The 12,856-nt window shown below is 54.9% G+C and carries 12 protein-coding genes and 3 tRNA genes; 1 reads left to right on the top strand and 14 read right to left on the bottom strand.

Translation table 11 applies throughout. The features are described from left to right. Nucleotides 1–55 precede the first annotated feature (55 nt). The 3 genes from GX030_00695 to GX030_00685 form a co-directional block, all read right to left on the bottom strand. Nucleotides 56–316 carry a hypothetical protein gene (locus GX030_00695; protein ID NLV90897.1) on the bottom strand — a complete coding sequence of 87 codons (261 nt, stop codon included), beginning with the start codon at nt 314–316 and terminating at the stop codon, nt 56–58. Between the two features lie 177 nt (nt 317–493). Then, nucleotides 494–976, bottom strand: coding sequence for a 23S rRNA (pseudouridine(1915)-N(3))-methyltransferase RlmH (gene rlmH, locus GX030_00690; GenBank protein ID NLV90896.1), 483 nt, complete (start codon nt 974–976; stop codon nt 494–496). 34 nt (nt 977–1,010) lie between these two features. Next, a complete protein-coding gene (locus tag GX030_00685; protein ID NLV90895.1) occupies nt 1,011–2,147 on the bottom strand; it encodes a trypsin-like serine protease in 1,137 nt (378 codons plus the stop codon). Nucleotides 2,148–2,315: 168 nt separating this feature from the next. Here GX030_00685 and GX030_00680 point away from each other — a divergent pair, with 168 nt between their 5' ends. Beyond that, nucleotides 2,316–3,596 (top strand): hypothetical protein, encoded by a 1,281-nt coding sequence (locus tag GX030_00680; protein NLV90894.1) that lies wholly within the window; start codon nt 2,316–2,318, stop codon nt 3,594–3,596. Nucleotides 3,597–3,708: 112 nt separating this feature from the next. Here the strand turns inward: GX030_00680 and GX030_00675 are convergent, their stop codons facing one another. From GX030_00675 to hisF, 11 genes are all read right to left on the bottom strand, one after another. Continuing rightward, nucleotides 3,709–4,344 (bottom strand): cobalamin-binding protein, encoded by a 636-nt coding sequence (locus GX030_00675; protein ID NLV90893.1) that lies wholly within the window; start codon nt 4,342–4,344, stop codon nt 3,709–3,711. A gap of 110 nt (nt 4,345–4,454) precedes the next feature. Beyond that, a complete protein-coding gene (locus GX030_00670) occupies nt 4,455–6,296 on the bottom strand; it encodes a DUF4445 domain-containing protein (GenBank protein ID NLV90892.1) in 1,842 nt (613 codons plus the stop codon). Nucleotides 6,297–6,309: 13 nt separating this feature from the next. Next, nucleotides 6,310–7,155 carry a bifunctional methylenetetrahydrofolate dehydrogenase/methenyltetrahydrofolate cyclohydrolase FolD gene (gene folD / locus GX030_00665; protein ID NLV90891.1) on the bottom strand — a complete coding sequence of 282 codons (846 nt, stop codon included), beginning with the start codon at nt 7,153–7,155 and terminating at the stop codon, nt 6,310–6,312. A gap of 18 nt (nt 7,156–7,173) precedes the next feature. Continuing rightward, nucleotides 7,174–8,586 (bottom strand): NADPH-dependent glutamate synthase, encoded by a 1,413-nt coding sequence (gene gltA, locus GX030_00660; protein NLV90890.1) that lies wholly within the window; start codon nt 8,584–8,586, stop codon nt 7,174–7,176. After that, nucleotides 8,574–9,422, bottom strand: coding sequence for a sulfide/dihydroorotate dehydrogenase-like FAD/NAD-binding protein (locus tag GX030_00655; GenBank protein ID NLV90889.1), 849 nt, complete (start codon nt 9,420–9,422; stop codon nt 8,574–8,576). The genes gltA and GX030_00655 overlap by 13 nt, the downstream gene beginning before the upstream one ends. 197 nt (nt 9,423–9,619) lie before the next feature. After that, on the bottom strand, nt 9,620–10,591 hold the full coding sequence (locus GX030_00650) for a sugar phosphate isomerase/epimerase (GenBank protein NLV90888.1): 972 nt from the start codon (nt 10,589–10,591) through the stop codon (nt 9,620–9,622). A 186-nt stretch (nt 10,592–10,777) separates the two neighbouring features. Further along, nucleotides 10,778–10,853 (bottom strand) — tRNA-Arg (locus GX030_00645). A gap of 107 nt (nt 10,854–10,960) precedes the next feature. Then, complete coding sequence (locus GX030_00640) at nt 10,961–11,656, bottom strand: DUF421 domain-containing protein (protein NLV90887.1); 696 nt, start codon at nt 11,654–11,656, stop codon at nt 10,961–10,963. 129 nt (nt 11,657–11,785) lie between these two features. Next, nucleotides 11,786–11,861, bottom strand: a tRNA-Thr gene (locus GX030_00635). An 18-nt stretch (nt 11,862–11,879) separates the two neighbouring features. Further along, nucleotides 11,880–11,954: transfer RNA gene (locus GX030_00630), tRNA-Gly, on the bottom strand. 80 nt (nt 11,955–12,034) lie between these two features. Beyond that, nucleotides 12,035–12,811 (bottom strand): imidazole glycerol phosphate synthase subunit HisF, encoded by a 777-nt coding sequence (gene hisF, locus GX030_00625; GenBank protein ID NLV90886.1) that lies wholly within the window; start codon nt 12,809–12,811, stop codon nt 12,035–12,037. Nucleotides 12,812–12,856 lie beyond the last annotated feature (45 nt).

The raw sequence follows: 12,856 nt of genomic DNA, 5'->3' as shown, positions 1-12,856 counted from the left end.
TGGCTGAGTACGTCTCCATCGGCAAATGTCCCCTTTCCCCTCGATCCTTAGGTTCTTACGACAGCCAGCTAAATAGGTCGCCAAAGTAGGTCTCAAGGAAGGCAGCAATCGTGCTAATCCAATCGGAAATTGCCGGCACCGAATCACTCAGGCGATCGGTGAGGACATCCACTGTGCTGGCCCCGGTGTCAACGACCCCGGAAACCAAAGAACGAGCGGAAGCACCGATTTCTTCCAAAGCTGAAGCAGCCATTGCCGGAGCAGTGGCGGTCAATAGGACGAGAGCTGCGAGGGCAAATAGTGTGACTTTCTTCATTACAGGCACCTCCTGAAGGTAGATAATCCTCCGCTAGAATAGGTCTCCTTCAGGATATCAGACCGGTATACCAGGGGCAAATGTAATGGTAACCGGCATCTCCACAGTTATCCCCCTAAGGTAAGCACTAACAACCCTGCCTGATCCTTCAGCTTCCTAATCAATCCTCAGCCCCAATCAGAGATGATAGGGTTCATTGCGGATAATAGTGAAGGCACGGTACAGTTGTTCCATCAAGATCAGCCGAGTCAACTGATGGGTGAAGGTCATGGGAGATAGGGCCAGCCGCCAATCGGCCCGCTGCTTCAAAGCGGAACCTACACCCAGGGAACCGCCGATAGCAAAGGTGATATCGCTTTTTCCCCGTAGTCCTAAATCACTAATCCGGTCAGCCAACTGCTCCGATGTGACCATCTGTCCCTCAAGATCCAGCAAAACCAGATAGGTATTGGCCGCCACGGACTTGAGCACTCGCTCCGCTTCCCTCCGCAAAATTTGCTCCCTTTGGGCCGGCGAATCCCCCTTCTTGCGTAGGGGTTCATCCTTCACCTCAATCATTTCAAAACGACAACAGGCACCCAATCGTTTGCGGTACTCCTCCACACCCTGCCTCAGGTAATCCTCCCGAAGCTTTCCCACCGCAACAAGTTTCAAATACATAGAAGCCTCCCCAACAAAGTTAGTGTCAACTGTTTCAGCGCAGTGTCACCTGAATCCTGCTGGGGGTCCGACTTCCAGAGCGATACACAGTGATCTGAATCCGGGCTCCAAAGCCTGCCTCTCTGATCCGTTGCGCCAAGGCAGAGATATCTTCCACCTTCTTACCAGAGATCTCAGTAATGATATCACCGGGCTGCAGCTGGATCCTCTCTGCCGGAGAATCGGGGATAATCTCTGTTACAAAAACGCCTCTATCCACCGGAAGGTCATCGCCGGTTTGCTGCCGATAGGCCACCGCGAAGGCCGGAGTGATGGTGCCCCCCAATACTCCCAAGCGAACCACCTGTCCATGCTCGATCAGGTCCGCAGCCACCGCCTTGGCAAGATTAATCGGGATGGCAAACCCGATTCCCTGAGCCTCACTGATAATCGCGGTGTTAATCCCAATTACCTCACCCTGCAAGTTGAGCAGGGGGCCGCCACTGTTTCCCGGATTAATCGAAGCATCGGTTTGGATTACCCCCTCCAGCTGAAGATTGGACCGAGGTTCAATCATCAGTCCCCGTCCCAGGGCACTGACCAAGCCTCGGGTAACGGAGTTTTCAAAGCCGTAGGGATTGCCGATGGCAATTACCGTCTGCCCCACCTGCAGCTTGTCCGAATCTCCCAACGGAGCAGTGGGTAAATCCTTTCCCTCAATCTTCACTACTGCCAAGTCCGTATAGGGATCGTCACCGACGAGACGACCGACATAGGGGTCGGGCCTGCCGGGCAACCAGACTCGAATCTCCTTGGCGTTAGTAACTACGTGACTGTTAGTCAGGAGCAGTCCCGACTCGTGGAAGATCACCCCGGAACCGATTCCCTCGGTCTCCTGCACGAATCTTCCCAACAGGAAATCATCAATCAGCTGCTCCTCCCTGGTGGTGATCTTAACCACTGCCGGTCCCACGGCTTTTACCACTTGAATAGTGGCATCACTGAGCTCCCTTTCCGAGCCCCGTGAGGAACCACGGGACAGACGCAATCGCTCCAGGGGCTCACTCCGCTCTTCCATGGATTCCCGGCGGCGTGGCTCGGGCTGATCGAGATCATTCATGTACGTAAATCCTAAGCCAACTACCACGGCAAGGACCACGATGAGCAACAGAGTCCTAAATGTACCCTTCACTGCCTCTGCCTCCGTCTCTACCTGCGCTGGTTGCTCCCTTGTTAGTATCGGAAGCACGCTAGACAGCTATGCAAAGGACGGCCGAGAAGACAAAGTTTACCTGTATCCCCGCCCCTAAGGGGAGCAAAATAAGGAAAACAAGTAAATTCCCAGTAGGTGAGATACATGATGGCATCGGCAGATAACCACAAAACCAAGGCAGCCCTGCGCCGAAGGGTTCTGGCCCAGGAGCCGGATTACTACATAAGATTACTCTTCACCAGAAACAGCTGGAAACAAGTCCTGATGACCTCCTTGGAGATTACGGAAGTGATTCTGGGAGTTCTGGTGCTCCTGGCTGGGCTCTATCTTTGGCGGAGTGGTAGGACACTGGCCAGCATGGTCTCCATCCTTGTCGGGCTTCTTCCCTGGCTGGGACTAACCCTGGTGCTGTCCCTAGGGGCTGCAGCCCTGGCCAAGGCAGCAGAATCTCGGCGTCGCTCTGGGCGAGCCCTAAGCCTGCTTCCCTTTTGCTTCCTTGGCCTCATAGTCCTACCCCTGATGGTTTCCCAGTTGCTTCACAGACTCACCGCCCTCCCGGTGCCCCTGGACACCCAGAGCAACCCGGTGTTTACTCCCGCACCAATCCTTCTGCCGGGAATGTTCTGGGGGATTGTGCTGGTTACCGGATTACTGGTCTACTTGGCCTGGGCCCTCTGGTGGCGGGCGTTGCTCTGGGCTCTAGAGACTCGAGGCGAAGTTGATATCTGGTCGATCATTGCCGAGACCCAAGTTCCACGGCAAAGGGAGAGCACTTTCCGACAACAGCAGCGTTTCCTCAGACTCAAGCAGGAGGTCCTGCGCCAACGGGAGCTTAGGCAAGGGGGAATCAGCCAAGACCTGCTGCCCAGGTCCACCGAAGCCAGTCCCAACAAGCAAGAAACCCACCCTTGGGCCCAGGGTATGGACTGCCTTCCCCTGGTCCTGTGCCTCATGTTGGTTCTAGGCGTCGGCTTGGGGTACAGATTGTTCGCTGGGCATGCCTTTCCCTGGAGCAAGTCGGTCTCGGTACCAAGCTCTATAGTTGATGCCGGGAAAATTGTCTTTTGGTACCAAGCAACGTCCCAAGAAGCGGAGATTATCGAGCAGGTCATCGGGGAGTTTAATCAAGCGCAGAGGGACCTGTGGGTTGAGGGCAAAAATATAAGTAATCTCAATCAGGTGCTGCTGCAAGCAGGAATGGCCAACGCGCTACCCGATGTTCTCTTAGGAGACACCCAAGCGATAGAATACACCCAGGCTGTAGCCCAGGGACAAGATGGTAAACCCATCATCTTACCCCTGTGGGAGGAGGACGCCCTGTGGCGTAGGGACCTGCAGCTGATTGTACTTCCCAAGGGGACCAAGACCAATGGGACTTTCCTGGATTTCGCCCAGTTTGTAGCAGCAAGGATCCAAGCCCATAGCTAAGAACTCGTATCTGCGTGGGTACTGCCAGAGAAGGAGTATTAGAAGAAGAAAAAAGAAAAGGCCAAGGTGACATTCCTTGGCCGAAATTCCCCATTGTCTTAAGGGCGCCCAACTAATTCAGAAAACTCTTGGCGACCTCCACCGCGGTGCTGGAATCGGGGGCATATCCATCGGCCCCAATCTCCTCAGCAAAATGATCGGTAACCGGGGCTCCTCCGACAAGCACCTTTACCCGGTCACGAATATTTTGAGCCTCCAGCTCCTTGATGGTATCTTCCATCTGCACCATGGTGGTGGTCAGCAGGGCAGACAGGCACAGAAACTGGGCATTGTGCTCAGTAACCGCGGCGGCAAACCGCTCAGGACTGACATCCACGCCCAAGTCGATGACCTCAAACCCGGCCCCTTCCAGCATCATTGCCACTAGGTTCTTACCGATGTCGTGTAAGTCTCCCTTGACAGTACCAATGACCACTGTCCCGAGATGGTCCTGGGACTCAGCTTCCGATAGCAACGGCTTAACTATACCTAATCCGGTCTTCATAGCTCGAGCTGCGATCAACACTTCCGGTACATAGATTTCGTTATTCTTGAACCGTTCACCAATGACTGCCATGCCGGGAACGAAACCTTCCTTGATGATATTTCCTGGCGCGATTTCATCAGCCAATGCGGACTCCGTCAGTTCCTTGACTTTGTTCGCGTTTCCCGCGATTACAGCATCAGCTATTTCCTGTAACACAGACATTTGCCATCCTCCTTGTGAAGCAGTCTGCCTATCTAGTTCACCGCAAGCTCCTACGTACCTGCTAAAAGCTCATACAATTCTCACTTTTTCCGAGATCAATGTTCACCTATCTAGCCGGGAAACATCATCGCTTCCATAAAGGCTATCTGAAAATCCGGAGAAGTCGAAAGCTCAATGTACTCTACCCCATCGCTAAGGGTTTGACAGCCATGGAGGATCCTGTCCGACAGCAGTGCCATCCTGGCCCCCATCCGGGCAGCATTGCCCAAGGACCGAACCTTTCCAGGGGAGTCGGGGGGCAAAAGACCAATGGCCGCAGCACTTTCTGGGCGGATGTAATTACCAAAGGCCCCAGCCAGGTGAACACTGGTCAACTGGGACAACTCCACTCCAGCGTGGTCCGCCAGCACCTGGCTGCCGGCTTGAATCGCTGCCTTGGCTAGCTGTACCTGGCGCACATCCCTATGGGTAAACAGGACCGGATCCCCACCCTTGGCTGCCTCAGGCGGAACGACGACAAAGGCCGGGCCATACTGCGAGTCCACCAAACGCTGTCTCAACTCCGGCGGTCCAGCAAACTCATCCCGGGTCAACAGTCTTCCCGTATCATCGACTACACCTACCTGAAGTAAGGCCGCCATCAAATCGATGAGACCGGAGCCGCAAATTCCCACGGCCCGTTGGTTGCCAATGGTGCGCCACTGAAGCGCCCCCTCTACCACATCAACCCGATCGACAGCACCGGGAGCGGCTCGCATTCCCCACTGGATCTGCCCGCCTTCAAAGGCTGGACCCGCGGCGGTGGAACAGGCGTACAGCTTCCCGTCCTTGGCCAAAACGATCTCACCGTTGGTGCCGATATCGATGGCCAGGTGACTTCCCGGCAGGCCAGCTAAGTCCGCGACCACAATCATCCCCACGGTATCAGCTCCGACAAAGCCCGCGATGGAGGGAAGCAGGGACACGGGAGCACTGGGGAAGATCTCTAATCCCACCTCCTGAGCGGAGTAGGTTATGGTGTTTGCAAAGCTTGGCACGTAGGGTGCTTCCGCCAGGTACTTAGGAGGAACCCCCAGGATCAAATGCTGCATACAGGTGTTACCGACGATAATCCCCCGGTAAATCCGCTGCGGCGAAATACCTACCTCCCGGCACACCTGGCTGATCAGGGTATTAATCGTATCCAAGACCGCTGACTGCAGTCGCTTCAGACCTGTGGAATCCGAGGCGTAGTCGATCCGAGAGATCACATCGGCGCCGTAATTGGCTTGCCCATTCATTGCGGCGGCAACGGCCACTTCCTCTCCCGTCCAGAGATTGTTTAACCCAACGGCGACGGTAGTGGTTCCCACATCAATGGCCAGTCCATAGATGGGCTCCGACGTGACCCTAACGTCCAGGATCTGAGAGCCATAGGATACGGCCTGCAAGACCCCCTCAGACCGCACTGCTGCCGGCAGCTCCTGCAAAACCTCAAGGGGTAAGCTCGTAGACCCTTCACTGACACCTACTGCCCTGGCCACCCGGGTCCAGTCCGCCGTAGGCTGCTCCAAGGTCGGGGCGTCGACGTAAATGGCCTTGGCCTGCACATCGGGTTCCAGGGACACTACCTCCGCCACACCATCGGTGAGAATCTCCAGCTCTGAAGTTGTCACGAAGGAAACGGTAACATCTCCCCGGGGATAGCAGCGACAAGCCAGACGAGTGGAATGGGCAAGCTCCTTCTCAGACAATACTTGCCTCTCAACCTCGTCTAGGGGACTTACCTCTCCCTGGACCTTGACCTTACACTTGCCGCATCGTCCCCGACCACCACAGTTAGCCTCAATGGGCACTTGACCGGCCAGGGCAAGATTTAGCAAGGATTGGCTTCCGTCGCCGGTTAACCGTCGCTGCTCTTGTCCCGACTGGCCGCCTCTGGTTTCTGACCAACAAAAGAGTACTTCTGCCACCGTTGTCTCTCCTCTAGCCTGCTAGGTTTCTTGCTCCTTGTACCGTATTAGCCAACAGCATGGCGATGGTCATCGGACCCACTCCACCGGGCACGGGGGTGATCATCTCGGCCACGGCGCTGGCGCCCTCATAATCCACATCCCCCACCAACCTACCCTCCACGCGATTAATCCCCACATCGATGACTACGGCCCCGGGCTTGATCCAATTTCCTGGAATAAACTTAGGACGCCCGATGGCCACTACCAAAACATCGGCAGAGCGGCATTCATCAGCCAGGTTCTCGGTCCGAGAATGACAAATGGTCACCGTGGCATTCTGCTGCAGCAGCAGGGCAGCCATTGGCTTACCAACGATATTGCTCCGGCCGACAACCACTGCCTTCTTCCCTTGGAGCTTGACGTCGTATTCCTCCAGCATCCGCATGATTCCCAAGGGAGTGCAGGGAACAAAGGACCGCTCCCCGGCCCAGAGGCGCCCGATACTGGCAGGATGAAATCCATCGACATCCTTCTCCACTGCTATTGCTGCCTGAATCACCGCAGGATCGATTTCTTCGGGAACGGGAAGCTGCACTAAAATTCCATGGATAGCGGGATCGGTGTTGAGCTCGTAGATGAGAGACAGCAATTTCTCCTGGGACGTCGTTGCCGGCAGTCGCAGAATCCGAGAATAAATCCCAACTTCCTCACAAGCCCGTTGCTTACCTCTGACATAAACTTCGGAGGCAGGGTCATCTCCCACCAAAATCACCGCCAAGCCCGGTACAATTCCCCGAAGTTTCAGTGCCGCCACTTCATCGGCTATTTCTTGGCGCACCTTGGCGGCCAATGCCTTGCCATCGATCACCCTTGCCATCTCTTGCCCTCCTCGGAATTATTTTCCCTGCAGATACCGATGGATGCTTTGGGCTGCTCCCCGCCCGCCTCCCATGGCACTAATTACCGTAGCCCCGCCGGTGGTGATGTCCCCTGCTGCGAAGACGCCGGGAATACTGGTGGCATAGTTGTCATCGACTGCAATCACGCCTCTGTCGGTAAATTTCAGCTCCGGTAAGCCCTGGCGCAGGATGGGATTGGGGCTCTGGCCGATGGCGACGATGAAAGTGTCCGCGGGTAGATCGAAGAAACTATCGGGAACCGCTGTTACCCGACGGCGACCATCGGGCCCGGCATCGCCCAGCTCCATCCGTTGACAACATACACCACTAACCCAACCATCCCTTCCCAGAACCTTGACGGGATTGCTGCGGATGGTGAAGTGGATCCCTTCTTCCTGGGCATGGCGCACCTCTTCCGCCCGAGCGGGCATCTCCTCCAGGGAGCGCCGGTAAACCACGGTTACCTTGGCCCCCAAGCGACGGGCTGTGCGAGCTGCGTCCATGGCGGTGTTGCCCCCACCAACCACGACAACTTTCTTACCCATGGTTATGGGAGTCTCATACTCGGGAAACTGGTGGGCACCCATGAGATTGACCCTGGTGAGGAACTCATTCGCGGAGAAGACCCCATTCAAGTTCTCCCCTTCGATGCCCAGGAAGCGCGGTAACCCAGCACCGGCACCGACAAAGACCGCTTTGAAGTCCTGGGCCCACAGATCCTCCAGGTCCAGGGTTCGGCCAAAGAGAACGTTGGTGTGGACCTTCACTCCCAGCTCGGCTAGGTTAGCAAACTCCCGGGCAACGATACTCTTGGGTAATCGGAATTCTGGAATTCCATAGCTCAAAACCCCTCCGGTCTCGTGCAGAGCTTCAAACATCTCAACGCGATAACCCAATCTGGCTAGCTCCGCGGCGGCTGCCATAGAGGCAGGTCCAGAGCCAATCACCGCGACCTTCTCACCATCACCGGTCTCCCCGGCAAGGGTAGATTTATCCAGAAAGAAGGAGTCCTGGGCACCGCTGTCTGCGGCAAAGCGTTCTAGAGACCCAATGGCAATGGGTTCTCCTTTGCGCCCCAGGATACACCGGCCTTCACATTGATGCTCCTGGGGACAGACCCGACCACAGATGCCGGGAAACAGGTTAGTCTCCAAAATTACCTCCAGGGCCCCTTCCCATTGACCCTGAGCACCCCAATGGAGGAAGCCTGGAATATCGACATTTACAGGGCAGCCCTGCACACACAGAGGGTTTTTGCACTGAAGACAGCGTCCGGCTTCCCTTTGGGCTTGCTCAGCGGTGAGCCCCAGATTAACCTCAGCGAAGTTATGAATTCGCTGATTGGGATCCTGCGTTGGCATGATCGCTCTCCCTGTTTGTGCCGACAAAGCTCTTCTTACTGCTGACATTGGCCTGCACACCCTCCATTGGAATGATGATGGGGAATTTTCTCCTCTAGGTTTTGGTATTGCCGAGAGCGATTCTGCAAGGCGGCAAAATCCACTAGGTGTCCATCAAATTCTGGACCATCGGTACAACAGAACCTAGTCTCTCCCCCAACCTCGACCCGACAGGCACCACACATTCCGGTACCGTCGACCATGATGGGATTGAGACTGACAACGGTTTTAATCTGATAAGGCCTAGTTAGTTCACAGACGGCACGCATCATCGGGACTGGACCGATGGCGACCACCCGGTCAATTTGCTCTCCGGCATCGATCAGCTCTTGCAAGAGTTCCGTCACAAACCCCTGCTTTCCCCGGCTGCCGTCTTCTGTAGCGTATCTCACTTCGTCACTGCATTGCCGCAGCTCATCTTCGTAAAAGAACAGGTCGGCACTCCGGGCTCCCAACAACGTGATCACTTTGTTCCCGGCTTGCTGAAAAGCCCGAGCCTCGGGATAAATAATGGCCGTCGCTACTCCTCCAGCGACACAAACCACTGTACCAAAGTTGTCGATCTCGGCAGGAGTACCGAGGGGCCCCAACAGGTCAGCTGCCTTTTCCCCCACCTCAAGGGAAACAAGATCCGTGGTACTATGTCCGATTGCTTGGACAACTAAGGTGATGTGACCAGCTTGAGAGTCGAAGTCGGAGATACTAAGGGGAATCCGCTCTCCTTTGTCGTGGGCTCGGACCACCACGAACTGTCCCGGTCTAGCCTTAGCTGCCACCAGCGGTGCATGAATATCCAGCTGCCAAATTTGATTAGATAACTGCTTCTTAGCCACAATCTCAAACAAGATCCTTCCCCCTTGCGGCGGCATCACAGTAATAACCTGACCGCCGATCAATACCGCCTATATTCAATTTCTAGGCCTACTTACCTTCTTCAACCTATGATCAAAAAGGGCGAGGAGTCATCCCGTGAGATGATTCCTCGCCGTCGCTGATTACTTAAGGTTAGTTTTATCAACGAGCTTGCCTAAGCCCCAGGGACCTAGACCCACCAAGCCTCCGCGGGAGTCTCTTCCAAGACAGCTCTCTTTAGCATCTCCACGGCCTTGCCGAAGCCCTCGTCGATGGAGGCGAGAGCGTCCTCGTGCTCGATGCTCAGTACATAGTCATAACCCGTTAGGCGCAGGGCACTGACCATATCCTTCCACAGCTTCTCACCGTTGCCGTAACCCACACTTCTGAACAACCAGGACCGGTTGGCCATATCGGTGTAGGGCTTGACATCCAAGACACCGTTCAACGCGGTGTTGTAAGGATCGATATAGGTATCCTTAGCGTGGAAGTGGAAGATGGCGTTGTTCTCACCCAAGTAACGAATAGCCCGGACGGGATCGATACCCTGCCAAATCAAGTGGCTGGGGTCGAAGTTGGCACCGATCATCGGTCCAACGGCCTCTCTGAGCTTCATCAAGGTTTCAGGGCTGTAGACACAGAAGCCGGGATGCATCTCAAAGGCAATCTTCTTAACCCCGTGCTCAGCCGCGAACTTGGCCTCTTCCTTCCAGTAGGGAATCAACACTTCATTCCACTGATAGTCGAGGATCTCGAGGAAGTCTCCTGGCCAAGGACAGGTTACCCAGTTGGGATACTTCGAGCCCGGAGAGTCTCCAGGACAACCGGAGAAGGTGGTGATAATCTCAACACCAAGCTTCTCAGCTAACAACACAGCATTACGCCAGTCCTTATGGAATTGTTCGGCGATTTCCTTTTGGGGATGAACGGCATTACCATGAACGCTCAGACAGCTGATGCTCATGCCCCGGTCGTCAAGCTGCTTCTTCCACTCGTTCAGCTTTGCCTCATCGGCCAGCAGCTCCTCGGGATTGCAGTGTGCTTTGCCCGGAAAACCACCGCAGCCAATCTCCACCGTATCAATACCAAAGGATTTGATCTTGTCCAAAGCCTCGGCAAAGGGAAGGTTCTGATACAGAACTGTAAGTACTCCGATCTTCAATTCAAATATCCCCCCGTTGTAAAGATGTTCACACCCTATGTGTGGCAATAGGTTGCAGTCGTTAATGGGTAATATACCCAATCGCCATTTGTTTCAACAATCTTTCCCCAGGTTCCTCCCTTATACCGTTATATAGAAAAAGTCCGAACCCTTTTCCTTAGCAGAAAAAAGTTCGGACTTAATCCTTGGTGCGCCTAGCAGGACTCGAACCTGCGCTCCCGGCTCCGGAGGCCGGTGCTCTCATCCGCTGAGCTATAGGCGCTCAACTGACAGAGATAATTATATCATCCCGATACAGATAGCGCAACCCCTATGAAGATATTTTCCGTTTGTTACTAAGGATTCTGTCCACCCTTTTGGAAGACCATGCTAAGAAGGCACGTCGCCGCTGCGATTGACCCTCTTTTGCACAAAGAACCTGCCATCACCGTCGATGGTGGCAAGGAAGGCATCCTTAGGGCCGTCCAAACCATGCTCTTTGAGCCTCTCCTCTAACCAAGCCTCACTCAGGCCCGCCTCCGCCAAGTTTCTCGAGATCACTCTCCCATCCCTCACCAAGGGAACCAAGAGACCTTGGAAACGTTGGGGCAGTTCCAGATCTCTGGGCAGGGGGCTGGTCTCCTTGGAGCGGGGGAAAACACTGAGCTTGCCATTGGTTTCTAGAATAGCAACCTCCACATCCTCCACATTGGGATACCCTGCCAGCCGCAGCTGAGCCAGCAAATCCGTCAGGTTGTAGCGGATCGCAACCATGTTTTTCTCCAGAATCACTCCGCTTTTTACCAGTAAAGTTGGTGAGCCGTCGATTACGCTTCGTAACCGATCACTCTTCAGCAGGACGAAGGAAACCAAGAGCTCGGCTACCGCTAAGGAAAACATGGGGATCAGAATCCCCGATACCGGGATATCCAGGTTCTCAACGGCAATGGTGGCCATCTCACCAACCATGATCGCCACCACTAAGTCAAAGGGAGAGAGGGAATCCATCTCTCGTTTTCCCATGATCCGAACAATCACCAGCATAGCCACGTAGAAGATCAGGGTGCGAAGAATTCGTTGAGCCAACGGGTTCACGCCGCGTCATCACACTCCTTTTCACGAAGGACATTGGTGCGAAAGGGCGCATCAATTAGTCTAGGTGATTCCCGTTGGAGTATGCAAAAACCCCACCGGAAAAATCCGGCGGGGTTTCTCTGGAGCCGACGAGCGGAATCGAACCGCTAACCTACGCATTACGAATGCGTTGCTCTGCCTATTGAGCTACGTCGGCAAGTTAGTGGCAAAGAAATGGAGCGGATGACGGGATTCGAACCCGCGATCCTCGGCTTGGGAAGCCGATGCCCTACCACTGGGCCACATCCGCCCGTTTCTTTAAATAAGATACCATAACGTTCCCGGGAAAGTCAATAACAAATCCCACCTCATCTGGAAGGTAGTTTACCCCTAAACCCTTGGTTCTAACCGCACCGGGATACCCGCGGCTGCCAGAAATTCCTTAGCCTCTTGGATGGTATAGGTGCCAAAATGGAAAATCGATGCCGCCAGCACCGCATCGGCTCCACCCAGGAGAAGGGCATCCCGCAGGTGCTCCAAGGTTCCCGCTCCACCGGAGGCAATCACAGGGATGCCAAGCCTTTGGGTTACAGTCCGGTAGAGCTCATTGTCATAGCCGTCCTTTGTCCCATCGGCATCCATACTGGTCAGGAGAATCTCCCCTGCCCCCAGGTCCTCCATCCGCTGCACCCACTCCACGACATCCAGTCCCGTAGCTTTGCGGCCTCCATGAATATACACTTCCCATTGGGGCGAACCATCGGCAACTCGCTTAGCGTCCACAGCAACCACCACCCGCTGCCTGCCAAATCGCTCACTGCCGGCACGAACCAACTCTGGATTCTTCACCGCCGCTGAACCCAGGGAAACCTTATCGGCCCCTGCTGAGAGAATTCGCTCCATGTCCTCCAGAGAGGCTATGCCTCCGCCCACGGTGAAGGGTAAGGTTACCACTTCCGCAATACCCTGCACCACCTCAAGTAAAGTCTTCCGCCCCTCCTGGGATGCGGTAATATCCAGGACCACCAGTTCATCGGCATTGGCCCGATCGTAAAACCTCGCCAATGCGATGGGATCTCCAGCGTCCTGCAAGTTTAAGAACTTCGTTCCCTTGACTACCCGCCCCTCGGCAACATCGAGGCAGGGGATAATGCGCTTAGCTTTCATCGATTTACCCCCTAAAAAGGAGACAGTCATCTAGCCTCTCCAGAT

The sequence above is a fragment of the Bacillota bacterium genome, from assembly GCA_012727955.1.
GTDB lineage: Bacteria > Bacillota > Limnochordia > DTU087 > JAAYGB01 > JAAYGB01.
Note: the sequence above shows the minus strand (reverse complement) of the source record. Positions and strands in the feature narration are given on the sequence as shown.